This window comes from Bartonella kosoyi (assembly GCF_003606325.2).
Classification (GTDB): domain Bacteria; phylum Pseudomonadota; class Alphaproteobacteria; order Rhizobiales; family Rhizobiaceae; genus Bartonella; species Bartonella kosoyi.
In genome coordinates, this window is the sequence record NZ_CP031843.2 from 1,253,562 (window position 1) to 1,276,343 (window position 22,782).

The 22,782-nt window shown below is 38.3% G+C and carries 21 protein-coding genes and 1 pseudogene; 17 read left to right on the forward strand and 5 right to left on the reverse strand.

The features are described from left to right. Positions 1-957: 957 nt before the first annotated feature. A complete protein-coding gene (locus tag D1093_RS05410) occupies positions 958-3,048 on the reverse strand; it encodes a lytic transglycosylase domain-containing protein (protein ID WP_120101171.1) in 2,091 nt (696 codons plus the stop codon). A 251-nt stretch (positions 3,049-3,299) separates the two neighbouring features. Between D1093_RS05410 and dapA the strand changes: the two genes are divergently transcribed. Next, the gene (dapA, locus tag D1093_RS05415) at positions 3,300-4,184 is read left to right on the forward strand and encodes a 4-hydroxy-tetrahydrodipicolinate synthase (protein ID WP_120101172.1); all 885 of its coding nucleotides are present in this window, start codon (positions 3,300-3,302) and stop codon (positions 4,182-4,184) included. A gap of 18 nt (positions 4,185-4,202) precedes the next feature. Then, positions 4,203-4,679 carry an SsrA-binding protein SmpB gene (gene smpB, locus D1093_RS05420; protein WP_012231306.1) on the forward strand — a complete coding sequence of 159 codons (477 nt, stop codon included), beginning with the start codon at positions 4,203-4,205 and terminating at the stop codon, positions 4,677-4,679. A gap of 24 nt (positions 4,680-4,703) precedes the next feature. Here smpB and D1093_RS05425 read toward each other — a convergent pair whose 3' ends face one another. Beyond that, positions 4,704-5,384, reverse strand: a complete 681-nt coding sequence (locus D1093_RS05425; RefSeq protein WP_371923314.1) for a uracil-DNA glycosylase — start codon at positions 5,382-5,384, stop codon at positions 4,704-4,706. Between the two features lie 552 nt (positions 5,385-5,936). On the opposite strand from D1093_RS05425, the gene rpoZ reads away from it, so the two are divergent. The 11 genes from rpoZ (at position 5,937) to panB (ending at position 15,325) form a co-directional block, all read left to right on the forward strand. Next, on the forward strand, positions 5,937-6,335 hold the full coding sequence (rpoZ, locus tag D1093_RS05430; RefSeq protein ID WP_120101174.1) for a DNA-directed RNA polymerase subunit omega: 399 nt from the start codon (positions 5,937-5,939) through the stop codon (positions 6,333-6,335). Between the two features lie 128 nt (positions 6,336-6,463). Beyond that, positions 6,464-8,686 (forward strand): RelA/SpoT family protein, encoded by a 2,223-nt coding sequence (locus D1093_RS05435; RefSeq protein WP_120101175.1) that lies wholly within the window; start codon positions 6,464-6,466, stop codon positions 8,684-8,686. Between the two features lie 16 nt (positions 8,687-8,702). Next, positions 8,703-9,281, forward strand: a complete 579-nt coding sequence (gene pyrE / locus D1093_RS05440) for an orotate phosphoribosyltransferase (protein WP_120102347.1) — start codon at positions 8,703-8,705, stop codon at positions 9,279-9,281. A gap of 94 nt (positions 9,282-9,375) precedes the next feature. Beyond that, entirely contained in the window at positions 9,376-9,966 is a 591-nt protein-coding gene (locus D1093_RS05445) for a DUF2062 domain-containing protein (protein ID WP_120101177.1), read from the forward strand. A gap of 20 nt (positions 9,967-9,986) precedes the next feature. Further along, positions 9,987-10,388 carry a holo-ACP synthase gene (gene acpS, locus D1093_RS05450; protein ID WP_120101178.1) on the forward strand — a complete coding sequence of 134 codons (402 nt, stop codon included), beginning with the start codon at positions 9,987-9,989 and terminating at the stop codon, positions 10,386-10,388. An 80-nt stretch (positions 10,389-10,468) separates the two neighbouring features. Next, positions 10,469-11,281 (forward strand): signal peptidase I, encoded by an 813-nt coding sequence (lepB, locus tag D1093_RS05455; protein WP_120101180.1) that lies wholly within the window; start codon positions 10,469-10,471, stop codon positions 11,279-11,281. Then, complete coding sequence (gene rnc / locus D1093_RS05460; RefSeq protein WP_120101182.1) at positions 11,262-11,969, forward strand: ribonuclease III; 708 nt, start codon at positions 11,262-11,264, stop codon at positions 11,967-11,969. The genes lepB and rnc overlap by 20 nt, the downstream gene beginning before the upstream one ends. Then, complete coding sequence (gene era / locus D1093_RS05465; RefSeq protein ID WP_120102349.1) at positions 11,962-12,867, forward strand: GTPase Era; 906 nt, start codon at positions 11,962-11,964, stop codon at positions 12,865-12,867. The genes rnc and era overlap by 8 nt, the downstream gene beginning before the upstream one ends. Before the next feature lie 10 nt (positions 12,868-12,877). Then, complete coding sequence (recO, locus tag D1093_RS05470) at positions 12,878-13,624, forward strand: DNA repair protein RecO (RefSeq protein WP_120101184.1); 747 nt, start codon at positions 12,878-12,880, stop codon at positions 13,622-13,624. Positions 13,625-13,652: 28 nt separating this feature from the next. Continuing rightward, positions 13,653-14,513 (forward strand): pantoate--beta-alanine ligase, encoded by an 861-nt coding sequence (gene panC / locus D1093_RS05475; RefSeq protein WP_120101186.1) that lies wholly within the window; start codon positions 13,653-13,655, stop codon positions 14,511-14,513. Continuing rightward, the gene (gene panB / locus D1093_RS05480) at positions 14,510-15,325 is read left to right on the forward strand and encodes a 3-methyl-2-oxobutanoate hydroxymethyltransferase (RefSeq protein ID WP_120101188.1); all 816 of its coding nucleotides are present in this window, start codon (positions 14,510-14,512) and stop codon (positions 15,323-15,325) included. The genes panC and panB overlap by 4 nt, the downstream gene beginning before the upstream one ends. Before the next feature lie 592 nt (positions 15,326-15,917). On the opposite strand, the gene D1093_RS05485 is transcribed toward panB, so the two are convergent. Next, positions 15,918-16,535, reverse strand: coding sequence for a YfbR-like 5'-deoxynucleotidase (locus tag D1093_RS05485; RefSeq protein ID WP_120101190.1), 618 nt, complete (start codon positions 16,533-16,535; stop codon positions 15,918-15,920). Beyond that, the gene (gene ygfZ, locus D1093_RS05490) at positions 16,528-17,400 is read right to left on the reverse strand and encodes a CAF17-like 4Fe-4S cluster assembly/insertion protein YgfZ (protein ID WP_120101192.1); all 873 of its coding nucleotides are present in this window, start codon (positions 17,398-17,400) and stop codon (positions 16,528-16,530) included. The genes D1093_RS05485 and ygfZ overlap by 8 nt, the downstream gene beginning before the upstream one ends. A 64-nt stretch (positions 17,401-17,464) precedes the next feature. On the opposite strand from ygfZ, the gene D1093_RS05495 reads away from it, so the two are divergent. Beyond that, positions 17,465-18,793 carry a dihydroorotase gene (locus tag D1093_RS05495; protein ID WP_120101193.1) on the forward strand — a complete coding sequence of 443 codons (1,329 nt, stop codon included), beginning with the start codon at positions 17,465-17,467 and terminating at the stop codon, positions 18,791-18,793. A 246-nt stretch (positions 18,794-19,039) separates the two neighbouring features. Then, positions 19,040-19,268, forward strand: a pseudogene (locus D1093_RS05500) (Arm DNA-binding domain-containing protein); the annotation flags it as partial. A 342-nt stretch (positions 19,269-19,610) separates the two neighbouring features. Here D1093_RS05500 and D1093_RS05505 read toward each other — a convergent pair. Continuing rightward, positions 19,611-19,982 carry a TIGR02301 family protein gene (locus D1093_RS05505; RefSeq protein WP_120101196.1) on the reverse strand — a complete coding sequence of 124 codons (372 nt, stop codon included), beginning with the start codon at positions 19,980-19,982 and terminating at the stop codon, positions 19,611-19,613. Positions 19,983-20,467: 485 nt separating this feature from the next. Between D1093_RS05505 and cysS the strand changes: the two genes are divergently transcribed. Together cysS and D1093_RS05515 are read left to right on the forward strand one after the other, a co-directional pair. Next, complete coding sequence (gene cysS, locus D1093_RS05510; RefSeq protein ID WP_120101197.1) at positions 20,468-21,976, forward strand: cysteine--tRNA ligase; 1,509 nt, start codon at positions 20,468-20,470, stop codon at positions 21,974-21,976. 43 nt (positions 21,977-22,019) lie between these two features. Continuing rightward, the gene (locus D1093_RS05515; protein ID WP_120101199.1) at positions 22,020-22,691 is read left to right on the forward strand and encodes a DUF421 domain-containing protein; all 672 of its coding nucleotides are present in this window, start codon (positions 22,020-22,022) and stop codon (positions 22,689-22,691) included. Positions 22,692-22,782 lie beyond the last annotated feature (91 nt).

Below are 22,782 nucleotides of genomic sequence, written 5' to 3' on the forward strand. Positions count from 1 at the left end.
ATAATTTAAATGAAAGTTCAAATATATTTTTTCGAAATTTTTTTACATTGAAGCAATCAAAATCATCCGCGCTGACTTATGACACGAGTGAGGAAGAGCATGGATAAAAAAACTTTTTAAAAGCAGTCAATATATTTCTTATGAATGCTCTAAATGAAAGGGCTGTTGCAACGTTGGAAGTTAGGGGGGAATAGAACTATAGCTTTTATCAAATGAAGCTTAATTATGTCTAATAAAATTTTATGCCATTCGTGAGAATATTTTCATAATTACTTTTCAAGTATACAATGGTGAAATAGACTTAGAGACATTAAAATAAAAATAGGAATAAGAAACACATACTATTGAGGCTAGATATTCTGTTTTGTGCGAAGGATATGGGCTTATATATAAAGATGAGAGAAATAAAAGGCAAAGTTTCAGCTTCATTCTTAAAGATATTGATATGTTTGAAAGTTGTAAAGCTGAATGAAAAGAGAAGAGACAGGAGGATATTTTTTATCTTTAAGGTTTTTTCTCAATGAGTCTGTTTTTTTACTTTAGAGATGATCCAAACAGATATATGTAATAACGCCCCCTATGGGGTATAGAAATATTGTAAGCAGAAAAAATAACCTCAAAATGTGCTATTGTACAAGATTTTAATGTTGATGAATAAGCAATAGTAAAAGGATGAGCTATTCATTTCACTCTTTTTACATTAATCCTCTATGATGTTATCGTTTATGTTTTGAGAAGAAATGAAATATTTATGCACCATGATAATTCATTATTTTGTATTTTGAATAAGAGACCCGAATAGCGTAGATTTTTCCATCTCAACTCTATTGATACTGAACCCATTAAAATCACTTAACTTACTTGCACGTTAAGAGTGAGGCTGTATGTGAATACTCTTTGAGAGGGAATAAAGATATCTCTTAAGAACACAATGCTCTTTGGGAAGATTAAGGCATATTATTTCCATTGACCAGAAAGCAGGTCGGTTTTTATATCTATTTTCCCAGTGAGTCTTGCTTTGTAGACACCGTAATTTTCCATGACACGCATCACGTAATTCCGTGTTTCTGTATAAGGAATGCGTTCGATCCAATCAATGACGTGATCGAGAGATTGTCCTCGAGGGTCGCCATAACGTTTTATCCATTCATTAACTCGGCGGGGCCCCGCATTATAGCCAATAAGAGTTAGGATATAGGATCCATTAAAACGTTCCAATTGTTCATTGAGAAAATAAGCCCCTAATGTTGCATTATAATAAGCATCACTGCGGAATTTTTTAGGAGACCATGCGATTGAATATTTTTTTGCGAGTGCTTTTGCTGTTGTAGGAAGCAATTGAAGTATCCCTTGTGCACCTGCTTTTGATATGGCAGTTGGATTAAATTCGCTTTCTTGGCGTGCAATGGCATAGATAAGCGATTTTTCTTCTACAGAAATATGAGTAGAAGCTGGTATCGCTCCTAGGGGATGAGAAAGTGCCCCGACATTTTTTCCCTGAAAAGCAGCTATTTTTCCGATTTTGAGGCTGGTATAATAGTCACCATTTTTTTCTGCCATAACAGCCAGAAGAGCTAATTCACCGGGACTTTCTATTTTTTTTGCAAGTTCTCTATAAAAAACTTTAGCAAAATCAGCATAGCCCACATCTTCAAGACGTTGAATTGCTTTGATAGTTTTTCGTGCACTAAAATGTTGTCGCTCAGCGATTGTTGGTTTAGGAAAGAAAATGTTAAGCTTTTTTTGATTGAGTCGTGCAGCGGCTAATTGACCATAATAAGTTGCACCAAAATGAGCAGCGCGATGAAAGTAATGCTGGGCATTTTTATGTTCTCCTAGCGTTTCTTCTGTTCGTCCCATCCAGTAATATCCACGTGATGCAGAAAAAGGTGAAGAGGAGAGTTGAGGAATGCGTGAAAAATGCTGCATTGCCAATTTAGGGTTATGAAGAAACCGTAGTGCGTACCATCCTGCATGAAACTCAGCATCAACAGCTAATGCAGATGTTATGCCAGTGTGCATCGCAACAAGTTGATAAGCCATTTTGGGTTTATTTAAATCGAGCATTTCGCGAGAAAGGGCGCGTTGCTCTTTCCACAAAGAATGAGGGTTCATAAGATGGAATGCATCTTTTGATGTTTTCATCATAAGTGCTGCGGCTGCATCATATTGCTCTGTTCGCCGAAGATGGCGCATTTGAGCAAACTGGAAGAGAGGATCTTTTTTCCATGTTCTCGCGACAGCGCGTAATTTTTGTGTCGCTCTAGGATCATTTTTTTCAACGGCGACAAAAGCATCAAAAAGAGATTGAGCATGGGCTAATTTTGCAATACGTGATGCTGAATCAAAACGATGTGCATACAGCATAAACTGCATGCGTTTTAAATGATCAATAGGTTTTAAGGCCGCACTTGCACTTTTAAGAACGAACACTTCTTCTTTTGCATTAAGCGGTGTTTTATGCCACCACGGTGCAAGAATATGTTGAGCACGAGTGGTTTGCCCCATCGCAATAAGTGCTTTAGCGAAGAGAGCCATACCTTGTGCTGTAAGAGGGGGATGATGAGAAAATTTTTGGATGATAGCGCGTGTGACATTGGTTTCGTTAAGAAAAGCACGCTCAGCATTGCGTTGCATCGTTTCTATACCGGGCCATCCTTTTAGCATATTGATGGCATTATATATTTCAGAACTTGGTATATTATCTTGGTTTGATAGCCCCAGCGCCCATGTTAAAATATAACGATCAAGGCTATGTTTTTCCATTGCATTACGCAAGTTTATTGTTTTTGCAATATTGTTGTTTGCAAGGGCATCTAGCCCAGCTTTTAGTTGTTTGAGTGTTGCAGTATTGTGCGATGTCGTGTGTCTTTGTTGAAGAGGTTGAGCTGCTTGTTTGATAGTAAGGGCGGTAGGGCGTGCCGAAGGGATTGGTGCTTTCCCATGTAAAAGAGGTGTTTGTGCATAGGCATTTGAAAATAAAATTCTTATTGCCAGTATAAGTGTAGTAAAGGTTGCTACGAAAAGAGAGGTGGAAAATACACGCATAGAGAAAAGACCTTGAGACCTTGCTTTTTGTAAAAAAAACTAAGGCTTTATAGAATACAAGCATGAAAAACACGTTAATACAGACGGTTTATTTTAAAGAAATGTTCAAAATCTAAAGAAGAATATGTTGATCTTATGAAGGCTTTTTTGAAATTCATCTTGCTTCGATGATAGAGCAAGATTATGCTCTATTTAAAATTTATAAAGGCGATTATTAAAAAAATAAAAGCGAACATTATAGGGAGTTGATCATGCTCAAGGGAGCTATAACTGCGCTTATTACACCGTTTGATCATAAGGGTGCAATTGATGAGAAAGCGTTTTGTGATTTTGTTGAATGGCAAATCACACAAGGGATTAACGGTGTAAGCCCTGTTGGGACGACAGGTGAATCAGCAACTTTAAGTCATGAAGAACATAAGCGAATTATAGCATTGTGTGTTGAGCAGGTCGCAAAGCGTGTTCCTGTTGTTGCTGGAGCAGGATCCAATAGCACAAGTGAGGCTATAGAGCTCGCACAACACGCGCAAAAAGCTGGTGCAGATGCCGTTTTGGTTGTTACACCCTATTATAATAGACCCAATCAGTCTGGTTTATATAAGCATTTTTCTTCCATTGCCAAAGCTGTTTCTATCCCGATTATAATTTATAATATTCCGGGTCGTTCTGTTATTGATATGGCTGTGGAAACGATGAGAGACCTTTATCAAGATTTTAACAATATCATTGGTGTTAAGGATGCAACGAGCAGAATTGAGCGCGTGAGTGAACAAGGTGAAAAGTGTGGTAAAGATTTCGTGCAGCTTTCCGGTGATGACTGTACAGCATTAGGTTTTAATGCCCATGGAGGTGTCGGATGTATTTCAGTTTCCTCCAATGTTGCTCCAAAACTTTGTGCAGAACTTCAAGCCGCTTGTTTTCATGGGGATTATAAGACAGCACGGGAATTAAATGATCGCCTCATGCCTCTCAATCGTGCTGTATTTATTGAACCTAGCCCTGCAGGGATTAAATATGCTGCTGCAAAATTGGGATTTTGTGGTGAGACAGTGCGTTCTCCGATTGTTCCATTAACACAGAGCACCAAGAAGATTATTGATGCAGCTCTTAGTCATGCTGGTCTTTTAAAAGCATAAAATGATATTGAAAAAGCCATGAATAAAAAAAAGAACGCGCCCGTACGGAAAATAATTGCTGATAATCGTAAAGCACGTTTTAATTTTGAAATTCTTAATAATCTTGAGGCGGGTCTTGTTCTTCAAGGAGCGGAAGTAAAGTCTTTACGTTCTAATCATGCTAATATTGCTGAAAGCTATGCCAGTTTTGAAAATGGGGAATTATGGTTAGTCAACAGCTATATTCCTGAATATACGCAGGCTAATCGTTTTAATCATGAGCCGCGACGTTTGCGTAAATTATTACTTTCAAAACGTGAGATGGCACGTTTTTTTAATGCAACATCCCGTGAGGGAATGACACTTGTTCCTCTCAAACTTTACTTTAATGAACGTGGGCGCGTTAAGTTAGAGATTGCTCTAGCCCGTGGAAAAAAACTTCATGATAAGCGCGAAACGGAAAAAAAACGTGATTGGGGACGTGAAAAAGCAAGACTTTTAAAAAGATATGGATGATCGACTTGGATATGCTTTATTGATTTAGCATTGATCTAAGTATGTTTTTGCCTCTTGAAAAATTTGATGAAACATGGCGTCTGTCAAGCGGCCTGTATTCGTATTATAACGAGAACAGTGATAGCTGGAAAAGATGCGTAATCTACCAATGTTATTGATTGTGCCATGTCCAAAAGGATGCGCTAAAACTTTTGCATTAAGAGCGCGTACAGTTGAATGGTGTGCAATGGTACCTAAGGTAATAACGGCTTTAAGTTTGGGAAGATTTGTTAAAAGAGGCGAAAAAAAAGAGCGGCACGTATTAATTTCCGCACCGGTGGGTTTGTTTTCTGGTGGAACACAACGAACAGAGTTAACGATTGCAGCATCAATCAGTTCAAGAGTATCATCTGCTCTTTCCTCAAAAGTTCCTTGCGCAAACCCGAATTTTTTTAAAGTGGAATAAAGTAAGTGTCCAGCATAATCACCCGTAAATGGACGTCCAGTTCGATTGGCTCCGCGTAATCCAGGCGCAAGACCAACAATGAGAAGACGCGTTGTATCTGCTCCTTTATAGGGAAAGAAAGGGCGGACCGGTGCGTTATACCAACTTGGTTCTTTCACACGCCAGTCCGCGATAAACTGATGGAGCCTGGGGCATAAATTGCAATTTTTGGGGGGCTCTGGGCAAGGCGGTGTTAATGAGTTATTCATGGTGTTAGGCATCAATTTTTTTATTCTTTTGAGTCTTTTATGGCGTATATGACGGGTGATGTTTTTATAAATAATCTAGAATATCAATAAACTATTTTAGAAGAAATTTTAATATGAACTTATGGCTCATGATAATGAAACGAGAGGCAATCTTTCCGTAATTCATTCGATGAATAAGCGTGCAATACATATAATGTTTAAAGAAAAAATTCTGTCTTTCATAAATACAGTATCATAAAAAGTATGCATAAGATTGTTGTTATTAGAAAGGATTTTTAAGAGCTATTTTTTCTGTTAAAAGAATAAAGACCTCAAAGAGGTATTTTGTCAAGAAACACCTTCCTTTGCTCAAATCCAATTTATTGGAATTGTTTGAAGTGCAGCTTTGATAACAAGCATGAGCAGGATATACATTTTTATATAAAGTTTCCAAGAGTTTTCTCAAATAAGTTCTTTAAACAAAAAATATGAAAGCGTGTGTTGTTTTTCTTGTGTTTTATTTTGATTATTGTATATACTCTCCTAATCCACTATTAAATTTTTTTATTTGAGAAAGAGGCATAAATGGCCCGCGTAACGGTAGAAGATTGTATTGATAAAGTTGATAACCGCTTTGAATTGGTACTTTTAGCAGGTCATCGGGCGCGTCAGATTTCACAAGGAGCGCAAATTACAGTCGATCGTGATAATGATAAAAATCCAGTTGTTGCTTTGCGTGAAATAGCAGAAGAAACGTTGTCGCCTGCTGATTTAAAAGAAGATCTTATTCATTCGCTACAAAAGCATGTGGAAGTAGATGAGCCAGAAATGGTAAGTGAATTTATCACCCATTCAAGTGAAGCTGAAAGTGTTTTTAATTCATCATCGCAAGAAGAAGGAACTTCATTTGATCATATGTCAGAAGAAGAGCTTTTAGCGGGGATTGAAGGTTTGGTCGTTCCAGAAAAAAATGACGATTATTAATTGCATTGGTTGATACTACAGGAGTAAAGATACTTTGTCATGTAAGGGGGGGTTATTTTTCTTGTCTTTTATTGATAAGGTGTGTTCAATAAGGATTAAAGGTGTGAAAAGATAAAGGATATGCTCGTATGATGCGTCAGTGTGAGCTTGTTGAGCGTGTTCAGCGTTACAAGTCTGACGTAGACAAGGCTCTTTTAAACAGGGCTTATGATTATGCAATGAGAAAGCATGCACATCAAAAGCGTGCTTCAGGTGATCTTTATTTTTCTCATCCTTTAGAAGTCGCTGCTATTTTAACAGATATGCGATTGGATGAGGCAACGATTGCTGTTGCTCTTTTGCATGATACAATTGAAGACACAAGTGCTACACGAGCAGAAATTGATCAACTTTTTGGTTCTGAAATTGGTAAGTTGGTTGAAGGGCTTACAAAGCTTAATAAGCTTGATCTTGTATCAAAGAAAGCTGTACAGGCAGAAAATCTTCGTAAACTTCTTATTGCCATTTCTGATGATGTTCGTGTGCTTTTAGTCAAACTTGCAGACCGCCTTCATAATATGCGTACCCTTGGCGTCATGCGTGATGATAAACGTCGACGAATTGCTGAGGAGACAATGGATATTTATGCACCACTTGCGGGCCGTATGGGTATGCAGGATATGCGCGAAGAATTAGAGGATCTCTCTTTCTTTTATTTAAATCCAGAAGGTCATCGTACGATTACCAATCGACTTTCTGAATTATCAAAGCGCAATCGTGATTTGCTTTCCACAATTGAAAATGAATTGACAAAACTTTTTTTGGAAAATGGCATTAAAGCAGATGTTAAAAGCCGTCAGAAAAAATCTTATTCCGTTTTTCGCAAAATGGAAAGCAAAGCATTATCTTTTGAACAGTTATCGGATATTTTTGGATTTCGTGTGATTGTTGAATCCGTGAATGATTGTTATCGTGCTCTTGGTGTCATCCATACGACCTGGCCGATGGTTCCTGGTCGTTTTAAAGATTATATCTCTATACCAAAGCAAAATGATTATCGTTCTATTCATACAACCATTGTGGGACCTTCGAGACAACGCGTTGAATTGCAAATTAGAACAGCTGCCATGAATGAAGTTGCTGAATATGGGGTTGCTGCCCATTCCATATATAAGGAGCAGGGTTCCAATTATTCGACTTCGAAGTTATCAAGCGAAACGAATGCCTATGCATGGTTGCGTCAAACGATACAATCTTTATCTGATGGAGATAATCCGGAAGAGTTTTTAGAACACACAAAACTTGAGCTTTTTCAAGACCAAGTTTTTTGTTTTACACCAAAAGGTCGATTAATTGCTTTTCCTAAAGGCGCGACACCTATCGATTTTGCTTATGCTGTCCACACAGAGATTGGCGATTCTTGTGTGGGCGTAAAAATCAATGGTCGTATTATGCCTTTAATGACTAAATTAAAAAATGGTGACGAAGTTGATATTATCCGTTCACACGCTCAAATTCCGCCCGCTGCGTGGGAATTTCTTGTTGTCACAGGTAAAGCACGTTCAGCTATCCGTCGCGCAAGCAGAGCAGCGGTGCGTAAGCAATATTCAGGCTTAGGATATCGTATTCTTGAGCGTTCATTTGAATATATGGGAAAACAATTTTCAAAAGATGTTTTGAAGAAAGTTTTACCGCGTTTGGCGCGTAAAGATGTAGAGGATGTCTTGGCTGCTGTTGGGCGTGGAGAATTGTTTTCCGCTGATGTGATTAAAGCGGTTTATCCTGATTATCAAGAGCGTGTAGTCCAAAAATCATCTTTTAAGCCAGGAGAGGAAGGGTGGTTCAATATTGAAAATGCTCAAGGGATGATTTTTAAGGTTCCAGAAAATGAAAAGGATGCAATGATAGAGGATCATCAATCTAAAGCCTTACCTATTCGAGGAACCCGTGGAGATATCCCTGTCCGTTTTTCACCAGAAGGAGCAGTGCCTGGAGATCGGATTGTTGGTATTATGCAACCAGGCGCTGGGATCGTTATTTATCCAATCCAGTCTTCGGCTTTGATGGCCTATGATGATCAGCCAGAACGATGGATTGATGTCCGCTGGGATATTGATGCTCAAATGAATGAACGTTTTCCTGCGCGAATAAATATTTTGGTTGTCAATAGTCCTGGTTCGTTAGCAGAAATTACGCAAATAATTTCTGCTAACGATGCCAATATCCAAAATTTATCTTTGATCCGAACGGCACCAGATTTTACAGAAATGATGATTGATTTGGAAGTTTGGGATTTAAAACATTTGAATCGTATTTTTTCTCAGTTAAAAAAGGCAAATTCAGTCAGTACAGTACGGCGGGTTCATGGATAACAAGGAAGATTTTGCAATGAATACACAAGATGTCATTGATATTTTTAAACAAGCAGATGCTATTCTAGAAGGGCATTTTATTTTAACATCGGGACGCCATAGTGCAACTTATATGCAAAAGGCAAAAGTGTTTATGCATGCTGACTTGACGGAAAAACTCTGTTGTGGATTGGCTGAAAAAATCAAAGAATCTATCAAGGAACAAATTGATTATGTTGTTGGTCCCGCAATTGGTGGTCTTATTCCTTCCTATGAGACTTCACGTTACCTTGGTGTTCCTTCTCTTTGGGTAGAGCGTGTCAATGGCGTCTTTGAATTACGACGTTTTGAAATCAAGAAGGGTGCGCGGGTTGTTATTGTTGAAGATATTGTGACAACGGGTCTTTCTATTCGTGAGACCGTTGAGGCGTTGGCGGCTGCAGGAGCAGAGGTCTTGGCAAGTGCATGCATCCTTGATCGTTCTGGTGGTAAGGTTGATGTTGGCGTTCCATTGATTGCGCTAGCTGAATATGAGATTGCTTCTTATGCGAGTGATGAACTTCCTGCAGATCTTTCTGCTATTCCAGCGATTAAACCAGGCAGTCGAAATATTTAATTGTCTTTCTATTTTTTTTTATGCAAAAACTTAAAAAGATTAATTTGGGTGATATAGATTATTTTATCATCAAAAGATGTATATTGAGAGTCATATGCTTTTTCGTCGTCGACAACCAGTAGATTTTGTAACGCGTATTCGACTTTGGTTGTGGCCACGTCGTTCATTTTCTCGCTCATTTTCTTACATACATAAACGTATTTTGCGGATATCAGCAACACCACACGAAGTTGCGTTAGGGTTTGCTATTGGCATTTTTTTAGCCTGTTCCCCTGTCTTTGGGGTGCATATTATCTTGGCAATATTTTTTTCTTGGATTTTGCGTGCAAACTTTGCGGCTGCAATCATTGGGACGGTTTTTTCGAATCCACTCACGTTTTTATTGATTATCATGGCTGATTATAAAGTAGGGTATTTTTGTTTATCGCTTTTTAGCGATGTCAATGAGATTTCTCTTTCTCAAATTCGTGCTCTGTTTAATGGTTTGACAGTATCAAATCTCTCTCTTCTTTTTAAAGGTGCGTGGAACACAATTATGAGTCCTATGATTTTAGGTGGAACTCTTTTAGGTGTTGTTTTTGGTGGTTTATCTTATATAGGTGTTTACAGAGCAACGGTTCGTTTTAAACAAAAACGATACCAAAAGATTATAAAAAAGAGATGTTTAAAGAAGCGTTCATCGTAAGAAAGATCGGGTAATATCTTATGATTGTTGGCCTTGGAAATGATTTGGTTGATATACGACGGATTGAGAGAATGTTGGTTCGTTATGGCGAGCGTTTTATTCAACGTATTTTTACGGATATTGAAAGGAATAGGTCCGAAAATCTCAAAAAAAATTCTTCTTCTTATGCAAAAAGATTTGCTGCTAAAGAAGCATGTGCTAAAGCTTTAGGGACGGGGATTGCTTGTGGTATCAATTGGAAAGACATGGGGGTGGTTAATTTGTCATCAGGTAAACCAATCATGCAATTAACAAATCGTGCGCAAGTGCAACTTCAGAAGTTATTACCTCCTCATCATGAGGCGATTATTCATCTCAGCATAACAGATGATTTTCCTTGGGCGCAGGCATTTGTTATTATTGAAGCACTTCCACGTGGATAGATGGCGTGAGAGATTGTACTTTTATTATTTGAATATTATGATGGAAAAAAGTTATATTTGTGATGAGAAGGTAATTGGTGATGGTCCAAAAAGATGAAGTGCATAAAAAAGAAAAAAAAGGTGGGATTCTTGAATTAATTTCTGTTTTAATACAGGCTTTGCTTTTGGCAGCCTTTATTCGGACACTTTTTTTCCAGCCTTTTAGTATTCCTTCCGGTTCAATGCGTCCTACTTTATTAGTGGGGGATTATCTCTTTGTTTCTAAGTATGCATATGGGTATTCTCGTTTTTCCATCCCCTTTTCTCCTCCCCTTTTTTCTGGACGTATTTGGGCATCCCAACCTCAACGGGGAGATGTGGTCGTTTTTCGTTTACCAAGTAATCCGAAGATCGATTATATAAAACGCGTTATTGGGCTGCCAGGTGATCGTATACAAGTTCGTCAAAGTGTTCTTTATATTAATGACAAGGCTGTTTCACGTCACTTTATGGGAGAGATTGATAATTCTGATATAACGGAAGTGAACTATCCCGTTGAGGTCTATCGCGAGACATTGCCGAATGGTGTTCGCTACGATACGCTTGATTTAGCTTTCATCCCAAAAGTTGATGATACAAAAGTCTTTGAAGTTCCTCAGGGACATTATTTTATGATGGGGGATAACCGTGACAATTCAGATGATAGTCGTTTGGATGTAGGCTATGTTCCAGAAGAAAATCTTATTGGTCGCGCGAGCGTGATTTTCTTTTCTATCAGTAACGGTTCAAGTGCTTGGCAGCTTTGGCGCTGGCCATTTGATGTGCGTTGGAAACGTTTGTTTTCTTTCATAAATACGGTTCATGATTTACCGCTAATCAAGCAAGGAAACAACGATGAGACGTCTCATGATTGATCAGCTTTTCAAGCTGACGGGGCATCGTTTTAAAGATGAAGAGAAATTAAAAAGAGCATTAACACACGCGAGTGTACAAGATTCGGAACAGGGAAATTATGAACGACTAGAGTTTCTAGGTGATCGGGTTCTAGGGCTTTTGATTGCAGAGATGCTGTATCAACTTTTCCCTCAGGCAAGTGAAGGTGAATTATCAGTCCGTTTAAATCATCTGGTCAATGCGCAGACATGTGCTGATATTGCACGCGAAATGAGGCTGCCTGATATGATCCAAGTTGGTTTTGAGATGAGAAATTTTGAAGGGCGTCGGCTCATCAATATGCATGCAGATGTCGTGGAAGCTTTGATTGCAGTGATGTATCTTGATGGAGGGTTGGAAAGCGTTCGTCCTTTTATTCAAAAATATTGGCAAAGTCGGGCAAAGAAAATGAATGCAGCTCGACGTGATGCCAAGACAGAATTACAAGAATGGGCGCATATCCAAGGCAATGCACAACCACATTATCAGGTCATCAAACGTTCAGGTCCAGATCACGATCCTGTTTTTATGGTAGAGGTCAGTATTTCAGGTTTTGCTTCAGAGATTGGGCAGGGGAGCTCTAAAAGAAATGCCGAAAGAATGGCCGCTGAAAAAATTTTGCGACGAGAGGGGGTGTGGAAAACGGTGGGAAAAAATGATCATGAGTGACGTTATGAAAACGCGTTCTGGATTTGTTGTGCTTATTGGAATGCCGAATGCCGGTAAATCAACATTGGTTAATCAATTGGTTGGAACAAAGGTTTCAATTGTAACGCATAAAGTACAGACAACACGAACTTTAATCCGCGGTATTGTCATTCATGATGATGTACAAATTGTGTTGGTTGATACACCGGGTGTTTTTCGTCCTCATAAGCGTTTAGAACGTGCCATGGTCTCTGCTGCTTGGGGAGGGGCTAAGAGTGCTGATGTTCTACTCGTGTTAATTGATGCTCAAAGTGGTCTTTCGGATGAAGTTGATAGGATGTTAGATATTGTAAACACTATGAAACAAGAAAAAGTTCTTGTGCTAAATAAGGTTGATACAGTTGTTAAATCATCTCTTTTAGCGTTAACCACTAAAATCAATGAACGTGTGAAGTTTGCGCAAACATTTATGATTTCTGCTTTAAACGGTTCTGGTTGCAAGGATTTACTTCATGCGTTGAGTAACATGATGCAGGAGGGGCCATGGTATTATCCGGAAGATCAAATTTCCGATATGCCTATGCGTCATCTTGCTGCTGAAATTACGCGTGAAAAACTTTTTCTTCGTCTTCATGATGAACTGCCTTATTCCTCAACGGTTGAAACCGAAAGCTTTGAAGAGCGTTCAGATGGTTCCGTTAAAATTAATCAAGTTATTTATGTAGAGCGTGAGAGTCAGAAGAAAATTGTTTTAGGAGCAAAAGGCGATACAATTAAAACGATTGGTCAAGCAGCACGCAAGGAGCTTATGGAAATTATGGATCAAAAGGTTCATCTTTTTCTCTTTGTGAAAGTGCGTAATAATTGGGATACCGATCCAGAACGTTATCGCGAAATGGGATTGGATTTTTTAAAATAATTAAAATAAAATGAAGTGGAAAGAACAAGCTGTTATTCTTGGTGTGCGCCAATATGGTGAAACAAGTGTTATTCTTGAGATTATAACGCGTGAACGTGGGCGTTATATGGGGGTGGTAAAAGGGGGGCGTTCGCGTCGTATGGCAGCTCTTCTTCAGCCTGGGAATTTTGTGGAGGCTGAATGGAGTGCGCGTTTAGAAGAACATTTGGGACTTTTTCGCCTTGAAGCCCTTGATTTCCATGCGGCACGATTAATCTGTTTACCAGAAGCACTGTATGCTTTGCAATTGATTGCTTTTCATTTACGGCTTCTTCCAGAGCGTGATCCCCACCCCGTTTTATATGATATTTTACACCTTTTTATGCAGAATTTTGATGAACCATTTGTAAATGCAGAATTGCTGGTGCGTTTTGAAATGCGGCTTCTTGAAGAACTCGGGTTTGGTCTTGATTTATCTTGTTGTGCTGCGACAGGTCGTAAGCAAAAACTTTATTACGTATCGCCAAAATCTGGACGGGCTGTCTGTGAAGAAGCAGGGGAACCTTGGAAAAAAAAGCTTCTCATTCTTCCACAGTTTCTTGTGCAAAGAACGACTCGTCCTACTGATTTTAGGGATATAATAAATGGTTTTAATTTAACGGGTTTTTTTCTTATGCGTCATGTCTGGGAGCCACGAGATATAAAACAGCCGTCGGTGCGGATGAATTTGATACAGTTATTTGAGCGTCGATTTAGTATGCAAGCATTTGTTTGTTGATCTGATCATAATTGAATAGAATGGGAAAATGAAAATTTTAAAGACAATTGCTGAAGTTCGCCAATATACTTCAGAAGAACGAAGTTTAGGCTTTTCGATTGGTTTAGTCCTAACAATGGGAGCACTCCATGAGGGGCATCTGGCATTAGTACAGCGTGCAAAAGCCATGTGTGATCGCGTATTGGTTTCCATTTTTGTCAATCCAAAGCAATTTGGACCTGATGAAGATTTTGATCAATATCCAAGAGACTTAAGAAGCGATTGTGCTTTATTGGAAAAAGCGGGTGTTGAATGTGTTTTTGCGCCTTCTGTGGAAGAAATGTGGCCCTTGGGAAATGATACAATTGTGCAAGTGGAAAAATTATCACGTATTTTGATGGGAAAATTACGTCCAGGGCACTTTTGTGGTGTAACGAGTGTTGTTGCTAAGCTTTTTAATATTGTTCAGCCTGACAAGGCTTTTTTTGGAGAAAAGGATTTTCAACAAATTTTAATTATTCGGCGTATGGTTGAAGATTTAGCCTTTCCTGTTGAGATTGTTGGCGTTCCTATTCTACGTGAAGCAGATGGTGTTGCGCATTCTTCACGCAATCAGTTTTTAACATTAGAAGATCGTAAAGCGGCCAAAATTATTCCTGAAAGTGGCAAAGCTGCTGAAAAGCTTTACCATGAAGGCGAACGATCGGTTGATAAATTATGTAAAATTGTTCATGATACTTTACAAAAAGAAACGCGTGCAATCATTGAAGCGATAGATTTACGGGATATGGAAACTTTATGCGAGGTCAAAGGAACATTGAATAAACCAGCGGTTTTACTTCTTACTGTTCGCTTTGGTGAGGTAAGGCTTATTGATCAATACATATTGCAAGAGAAGGGTGGAAAATGAGTATCCATAAAACTGTAAAGCGTATAACATCTTCTCAAATACGCGAAAGAAAGAGACAACAGCCGATTGTTTCTTTAACTGCTTATCAAGCTTATACTGCGCGGATTGCTGACCCCTATTGCGATATTCTTTTGGTTGGCGATAGCGTTGGTATGGTGGTATATGGGTTTGAGACAACGCTTCCTGTTACTTTAGATATGATGATTTTACACGGGCAGGCTGTGGTGCATGGATCTCAAAAAGCTCTTGTCGTTATTGATATGCCTTTTGGCTCTTATGAAGAAAGTAAAGAGCAGGCTTTTTTTAATGCATCGCGTATTCTTGCACAAACGGGGTGTGGAGCTGTAAAGCTTGAAGGTGGAGTTTATATAGCGGAAACAATAGATTTTTTATGTAAACGTGGCATACCAGTGATGGGACATATTGGTCTTACTCCCCAAGCAGTCAATCGTTTTGGTGGTTTTAAGACACAAGGACGGAAAGAGAGTGATTGGCAAAGAATTGAAGATGACGGAGCAGCGATTGAAAAGGCTGGTGCTTTTGCTATTGTTTTGGAAGGGATTGTCGAACCTTTAGCCGTAAAATTGACAGAAAATCTTTCTATTCCAACAATCGGTATTGGTGCATCCAATCAATGTGATGGACAAGTCTTGGTGATGGAAGATATGTTGGGCTATGGTGCTCACGTACCCAAATTTGTACGTCGTTATGGAGACCTTGAACAAGCCATGAAAACCGCAATCAAAAACTATGCAGAGGATGTTACATCCCGTTCTTTTCCAGCGGATAGGGAAGTTTATAAACTGAAATAAATTCTCGTTTAAGTTAAAAAGTTCGACAAGAAAACATTTGTCTATTTTTATAATGAACGTGCATTATTTCATATATTTTTGTATGCAATTTTAGCTATGATTTTTTCCATTGCTTTAATGGAAGAAGTTTTCTCATGCAAAACAGAATACCATTGGGGTGCTAATTTATGTACTTTTTTAAAGAAATATTTAGACCCCTCATTCTATTTTGCGACAGTATTTGTGAATGCTATAATGGAAAAGTTCTCAGGAAGTGTATAAACTTTATAAAGTACGACCATCTTTACGCTTCATAAAAAAACACATGGGTAGCATCACACACTTTGCCAACTTTCAATGTTGCTGATGAGCGCTTGCTACTTGAGAGGGCTCATAAGTGACATTTTTAGTCTTCTTGTACAGTTTTAATCCCTAGGGCTTTCCCTGTTTATGATATGCGAGCAAATGATTTTGATTGATTCAAGATAAATAGATTTGAAACGAGTGAAACCTACCATATGAGGGGGACTCATTTAATATGAAAAACGATAAATTATTATTATAAATCAGAGTGATGAATCTGTAATGAAAAAAAATCAACAATGCGAAGAGCCTATAATCTTTGAGCATCTAGGTCATTAAAGCGCGTTAAAAATGCATTTTCAATTTGTTGTGTAGAGGAGGGGTGTAAACGAAGATCATCGGGTGAAATATTATTGGGAGAGCCAAAATAGCGAAGGGCTTCTTCTGTATTAAATCCAGCAAATGTGATGGCTTCATGATATGCCGCAATACGATCGGCTTGTTTAATTTTTTTTAAAAGTTTTTGAGAAAGATCAACGGGAAGAGAAAAGCGCATGTGGATTGCATCTTGGATGCGCTTTTCAATGCGTTCGTATTGTTTTCCTATGACAGCTTTAAAGGGTGAAATGATATCGCCGATGACATATTCTGGTGCATCATGAAGAAGAGCACAGAGATATTCATTCCGTGGCGACTGTGGAAAAAGTTTTTGAAATATTTGTTCGACCAAAAGTGAATGTTGTGCAACAGAATAGGCATGCTCTCCTCGTGTTTGACCATTCCAACGTGCTACGCGAGCAAGTCCATGAGCGATATCTTCAATTTCAATATCAAAAGGAGAAGGATTGAGAAGATCAAGTCTGCGTCCAGAGAGCATTCTTTGCCAAGCGCGGGCTTCTCCACTTTTTAATAATTCAGCTTTAGCCATGCGTATTTTCTACAGTATTTTCAGGAAAGGTAAAATTCATATTTTTAGCAATATGTATGGTGACAGGAATGTTTTTTACGGTAAAGGGAATGTTATGGTCCATAGCATCTTTGACGTGGTCAATACGCATCAAAGCGAGAGCTTCATTTGTAACACATGTTCCTAAGTGGCCAAGCACTTTTGTTCCTGCTTCAATGCCCGATTGAGGGGGGAGATCACGCTGGCCTTTTACAATCAAGATACGGCGACGTGCTGCACGTCGGTGGTGCATTCGCGAAACAATTTCTTGTCCAATATAACACCCTTTGTTGAAGGCTAATCCATTGATTTGATCGTAATTAATATCATGAGGAAAGATTTTGCCAACTTCATAGTCTTGGCCACTTTCCGCAATTGCATACCGAATACGCAATTGATTCCATGTGTCATAATCTTCTGAAGCCAAAAAAGGAATTTTACCGTAGATTCGTATTATTTTTTCTTGTTCCGGGAAACGTTTATCAACAAAATTTGAATCAAAATTTAAAGTATCTGATTCATTTTTCCAAGAAACTGTAACAAGATCTTGTAAGGGCTGAGTAATTTCTACTTTTTTACGCAGTTTATAGAGCAATAGACGCTTGTAGAGTATATCGGCCAAAGACATCACAATATCGATAAAATAACCATTCTCTCTTTTACCGATAAGAAAATCAGTAAGGACCTTTCCTTGTGGGGATAAGAGGGCTCCAGGGAAAATTTCTTGGGGACTTATTTTTTTGACATCTGTTGTGATCAGGGACTGTAAAAAATCTGTTGCTTCTTCGCCTGTAATTTGAATAATTTTGCGGTTTTTTAAGCAAATGGCATTCTGTTTTTCAATCATGGTTCTTGCCTTTCTGCTCAAAGTTACATAATCGATAAGTGAGCAATATGTAAGGAGCATGGCTATGTTTAAAACATTTGATACAATTTTTAAAGGTGCAACACTTGTGAATCATGATGGAAAAAGCAAGCGTGATATTGGTGTTACAAATGGCCGTATTGCTGAAATTGGCGACCTTACATGTGCTGCGGCTGGTGAGGTGATTGATTGTACAGGGCTTCATATTTTGCCGGGAATTATTGATAGTCAAGTGCATTTTCGTGAGCCAGGCAATGAATATAAGGAGGATTTGGAAAGTGGCTCATATTCTGCTGTGTTAGGAGGGGTTACAGCAGTGTTTGAGATGCCTAATACCAATCCATTGACAACATCAGAAGAAACATTAAGCGATAAGGTTAAGCGCGGATTTCATCGCATGCATTGTGACTTTGCATTTTGGGTTGGAGGAACGCGTGAAAATGCTCATGAACTGTCTGAATTAGAAAGACTTCCTGGTGCCGCTGGAATTAAAGTCTTTATGGGATCTTCTACCGGTGATCTTTTGGTCGATGATGATGAAAGTGTACGTCTTATTTTGCAAAATACACGCCGTCGTGCAGCTTTTCATTCTGAAGATGAGGAAAGGCTTAAAGAGCGTAAAATACTGCGTATTGAAGGGGATACATCTTCACATCCGATTTGGCGTGATGAAATTGCGGCGTTAAAGTGTACGCAGCGTTTGGTAAAAATTGCCCATGAGACAAAAGCACGCATTCATGTGTTACATCTTTCGACAGAAGAAGAAATTGATTTTCTAAAAAAACATAAAGATGTCGCAACAATTGAAGTGACACACCATCATTTGACTCTTACGGCTGATGATTATAAACAGTTTGGTACATTAATTCAAATGAATCCACCTATTCGTGAACCGCGCCACCGTGAAGCTCTTTGGTACGGTGTTCAACAGGGGATTATTGATGTTTTAGGCTCAGATCATGCGCCTCATACCCTTGAGGACAAGCTTCAGTCTTATCCCTCTTCACCTTCAGGAATGACAGGAGTGCAAACAACAGCAGCCATTATGTTGACCCATGTGAATGCAGGAAAAATGTCTCTTGAGCGTTTTGTTGATCTCACGTCACATGGCCCTAGTCGTATTTTTGGTATAAGCTGTAAAGGACGTCTTGCTGTTGGATATGATGCTGATTTGACCATTGTTGATCTTAAGCGAGAAGAAGTCATAACGAATAGCTTAATTGGTTCACGTGCTGGTTGGACTCCTTATGATGGTCAAAAGGTTAAAGGTTGGCCTGTCGGAACTGTTGTCCGTGGTATGCGCGTTATGTGGGAAGGTGAAATTGTCACACCTTCACAAGGAGAGCCTGTTAAATTTATAGAAACTTTAGTGTAAATAGCATCAGATTTATTTTGTTATGCCAAAAACACCATCTTTTATAGAGCGATGATGTGATATAAGGCATATAACACATTGATTTATAATGATAATTCATTGTTTTGCATATTGAATGAGAATTACGAATATAGTAAGATTTTCTTATTCTAAACCCTCTCAGATTGAATCAATTAATATCACTTGCTTGCACGTCATAAGCGGGGCTGGCGTGTGGGTAAAAACTGTATAAGAAAGGATTAAAAAATGACTCTTATGAACCGTCTTAATGCAAGATCTGTCGCAACACCCACGAGCTGGCAAATATAATGATGGTGCTGGCTTGCTACTTCATAAGCGTAAAGATGGCGGTGCTCAATGGCTTTATCATTATACCATTCACGGTCGGCGTCGTGAAATGGGATTGGGTGCCTTAAAACATGTTTCTTTAAAAAAAGCGCGTGAATTGGCAAATCAATGGCGTTCTGTTTTGCATATCAGCCTCCTTAACACGTAAGTGTTTTTTAGTGTGTGATGAATATTCTTCGTTTTTTTGCAGAGTTTCAAAGCACATCACATGGTGGAAAGCTAAGTAAAATGCACGAGCGCTTGGGCTATTTACAAACCAGATTGGATTAAGAGTTTTCATCCTTTGAAAGTGGGGAGGAAGCCAAAGAACGATTTTTTACCAAGGAAAGGCGCTCATAAGAATCAAAGCATATCAAGGCACTCTTCTTCAAAAGTTTCTTTATTTTCAAAAGCAATTTATTGATCTCTTCACTTGTGAGGAGGGCATCATTGATATCACTTAAATTGAAGGAGATGCTTTTTATACAGGTTAGTTGTTATACTGCATGAGAAGATTTTCAGATAAAGCTCTTCCTTCTTGAATATATCTTTGATTGGCTTCAATGGCTGCTTGTGTACAATGATGATAATTTTCTGAGAAAGCACGATAGGCTTCATTAAATGCTTCATAAAAATAAGTGCGTCTTTTGGGAGTCGGGTGTTCTGCTTCAATCAGTGCGTTCATATAGTCGTACCATTGGTTTGTTGGAGGTTCACAAAGATTTTGGAGAGAATGCAATGATCCTAAAATTTCTGCGAGGCGAAGTAATTTTTTCTCATAAGGTGGAGATTGTTGCGCGAAGGTTGGCATTGAAATGACAAGGAGTATTAAAAGAATGATTTTTCTCAATTTATTACGCATTATTGTTTATTACCTTCTTTGAATAAAACTCTGTACAAATAAATAATTGTGTCATCAGAACGATGTTAAAAAATAGGGTTAATTGCGATATTATTCTCAATGATTGATGATAAAATATAGGGCGTAAGGGACAGTAAGGAACCCATTGTGGAATATTGAAAATACTGATGAAGCTTTGTGTGATTAAAATTTTAAGATTTGCTTCCTATCATCTATTTTTCATATAAATATTCTATTACTTATGAAATTTTTTCTAAACTTGTTTTCTTCAAGGAGGGAAAAGCTTTTTATCTATAGAATGTTTTTGTTCAATCAAATAAAAAAGATTGTTTTTATGATAAGTGATTGGATAGAGCCTCAATGACAATGAGGGAAGAAGAATTGACGAGAGGGTAAAAGTTTTTAGTCTAAACTGCATAATGCGATAATTTGAGATAAGAGGACATCTAAGGGAGCGGTGCGTAATATCTCCACGGAGTATAATGATGAAAGAGTTGCGATTTTATAATACGCTGACACGTAAAAAAGAAAATTTTATACCAATAGATCCGACAAGAGTACGTCTTTATGTTTGTGGCCCAACAGTTTATGATTATGCTCATATAGGAAATGCACGTCCTGTCATTGTTTTTGATGTTTTATTTCGCTTATTGCGTCATGTTTATGGCAAAGATCATGTTCTCTATGCGCGTAATATTACTGATGTCGATGATAAAATTAATGCACGAGCCGCCCACGAATATCCCCATTTGTCACTAAATGATGCTATTCGTCAATTAACAGAACGTACATATTCTCAGTTCCAACAGGATACAATAGCACTTGGTTGTCTATTGCCAACCAGCCAGCCGCGTGCAACCGAGCATTTAGAGGAGATGCGCGCTCTCATCGAAAGATTGCTTGAAAAGGGGCATGCTTATAAAGCAGAAAATCATATATTATTTTCTATAAGCAGCATAAAAAATCCTCCCCATTATGGGGCATTTGCAAATCGTTCTTTAGATGAAATGAGGGCAGGGGCGCGTATCGATGTTGCTGCTTATAAAAGGGAGGAGATGGATTTTGTTTTATGGAAACCTTCTGCGGAAGGAGAGCCAGGTTGGAAATCGCCAGGAGGAATTTCTGTTTTAGGTCGTCCAGGTTGGCATATTGAATGTTCTGCCATGTCAATGGCAAAGTTATTAGCGCCCTATGGTGGTGGTTTAATTTGTGATGATCCGATCGCGAATATTTTTGATATCCATGGTGGTGGACTTGATTTAATTTTTCCTCATCATGAAAATGAAATTGCACAAAGTTGTTCAGCTTTTGGGACGGAGCGAATGGCTAATTTTTGGATGCATAACGGCTTTTTACAAGTTGAAGGTAAAAAGATGTCGAAAAGCTTTGGCAATTTCATAACCATTCATGCTGTTTTAGAAAATGATTTTTTGGAATTTAATGGTGTTTTAGCCGATGAAATGAAGCAAAATTGGGCGGGGTTATCTGCACGTTTTTCAATGCTCCAAACGCATTATCGTGAACCATTAAATTGGACAGTGCAGCGTTTAATACAATCAAGCAGTGAACTGTATCGTTGGTATGAACTGCTTCGCAATAAAAAGAGTATGATGGAAAACAATGAAGCAATTGAGGATACTTTAATAGATGCTCTCAGTGATGATCTTAATACACCAAAAGCATTCACTCTTTTGCGAAAATTTTATAAAGCAGGGGATGCTTGGGCTCTTGCCAATGGGATGAATTTGTTAGGACTATTACGACAAGAATGGATTAAAGAAATAGATTGCCCATTATTTATAAAAAAAACCTCTCTTGATTCAAAATTTATTGATCAGCGCATTGCCGAAAGATTGTGGCTTATCCATAATAAAGAGTGGGAAGCTGCGGATACAATTCGTGATGAGCTTGCAGCCGAGGGGGTTCTCTTAAAAGATAGTAAGGATCCGCAGAGTGGTGAGCGCATAACCGTGTGGGAAATAAAACGATTCTAATTTCTCTATTCCAGCAGTTCTCATAAATTAAAAGGAGAATATAATGGAATTTTTATATCACTATGGATATATCGCGCTTAAGCTGGCTGTAGGTCTTGTTGCTTTCCTATTTATTTTAAGAACGACGGGTCGTGGTAGTCTTAGTCAAATGACGCCGGTTGATTTGGTCAGTAATTTTGTGATGGGAAGTATCATTGGAGGCGTTATTTATAATCAGAGTATTAGCTGCATTCAATTATTGCTTGTTTTACTGATTTGGCAAGCCTTGGTTACCTCTTTTAATTTTTTTTCACGCTATTCAGTTTTTTTTCGTCGTCTCATTGCAGGACGAAATATTGCACTGGTTTTAGATGGGGTCTTTCAAATGGATAAGATTAAGAACTTAGGGATCAGTGTGAATGATTTGATTACAATGTTGCGTACTAAAGGCTGTAGTTTACATGAAGCAGCTTTTGTTTGTTTGGAAACCAATGGTGATTGCACTGTTATTAAAAAGGAAGAGGGAAAGAAATCGACGATTGTCGTAGAAAATGGTGAAATTATTGATGATGGTCTTAAAGAGATTGGTAAGACAAAAAAGTGGCTTCAGGCAGAATTGAAAAAAAAGCATGTAAAAGTTGAAAATTTATTTGCAGCAGAGTGGTATGAGAATACAGATCAAAATAATAAGTTGTATAATGGATTATTTCTTGTTCCTTTTTCAAAAACAGTCTAACTTCAAACAACGAGTAGGTATAGCTTATTGAAAAGCGTAAGAAACTTATAAACAACCACAGGGGGGTGTTTTGCCTTTTTCGTGTGGATGA

Coding starts and splice junctions, on each gene's coding strand:
- era (WP_120102349.1), top strand. CDS start 11,962: ATGAGTGACGTTATGAAAACGCGTTCTGGATTTGTTGTGCTTATTGGA.
- rpoZ (WP_120101174.1), top strand. CDS start 5,937: ATGGCCCGCGTAACGGTAGAAGATTGTATTGATAAAGTTGATAACCGC.
- D1093_RS05505 (WP_120101196.1), bottom strand. CDS start 19,982: ATGCGTAATAAATTGAGAAAAATCATTCTTTTAATACTCCTTGTCATT.
- lepB (WP_120101180.1), top strand. CDS start 10,469: ATGGTCCAAAAAGATGAAGTGCATAAAAAAGAAAAAAAAGGTGGGATT.
- rnc (WP_120101182.1), top strand. CDS start 11,262: ATGAGACGTCTCATGATTGATCAGCTTTTCAAGCTGACGGGGCATCGT.
- ygfZ (WP_120101192.1), bottom strand. CDS start 17,400: ATGATTGAAAAACAGAATGCCATTTGCTTAAAAAACCGCAAAATTATT.
- dapA (WP_120101172.1), top strand. CDS start 3,300: ATGCTCAAGGGAGCTATAACTGCGCTTATTACACCGTTTGATCATAAG.
- D1093_RS05410 (WP_120101171.1), bottom strand. CDS start 3,048: ATGCGTGTATTTTCCACCTCTCTTTTCGTAGCAACCTTTACTACACTT.
- D1093_RS05495 (WP_120101193.1), top strand. CDS start 17,465: ATGTTTAAAACATTTGATACAATTTTTAAAGGTGCAACACTTGTGAAT.
- smpB (WP_012231306.1), top strand. CDS start 4,203: ATGAATAAAAAAAAGAACGCGCCCGTACGGAAAATAATTGCTGATAAT.
- D1093_RS05425 (WP_371923314.1), bottom strand. CDS start 5,384: ATGCCTAACACCATGAATAACTCATTAACACCGCCTTGCCCAGAGCCC.
- D1093_RS05515 (WP_120101199.1), top strand. CDS start 22,020: ATGGAATTTTTATATCACTATGGATATATCGCGCTTAAGCTGGCTGTA.
- panB (WP_120101188.1), top strand. CDS start 14,510: ATGAGTATCCATAAAACTGTAAAGCGTATAACATCTTCTCAAATACGC.
- D1093_RS05445 (WP_120101177.1), top strand. CDS start 9,376: ATGCTTTTTCGTCGTCGACAACCAGTAGATTTTGTAACGCGTATTCGA.
- recO (WP_120101184.1), top strand. CDS start 12,878: ATGAAGTGGAAAGAACAAGCTGTTATTCTTGGTGTGCGCCAATATGGT.
- D1093_RS05485 (WP_120101190.1), bottom strand. CDS start 16,535: ATGGCTAAAGCTGAATTATTAAAAAGTGGAGAAGCCCGCGCTTGGCAA.
- panC (WP_120101186.1), top strand. CDS start 13,653: ATGAAAATTTTAAAGACAATTGCTGAAGTTCGCCAATATACTTCAGAA.
- acpS (WP_120101178.1), top strand. CDS start 9,987: ATGATTGTTGGCCTTGGAAATGATTTGGTTGATATACGACGGATTGAG.
- pyrE (WP_120102347.1), top strand. CDS start 8,703: ATGAATACACAAGATGTCATTGATATTTTTAAACAAGCAGATGCTATT.
- cysS (WP_120101197.1), top strand. CDS start 20,468: ATGAAAGAGTTGCGATTTTATAATACGCTGACACGTAAAAAAGAAAAT.
- D1093_RS05435 (WP_120101175.1), top strand. CDS start 6,464: ATGATGCGTCAGTGTGAGCTTGTTGAGCGTGTTCAGCGTTACAAGTCT.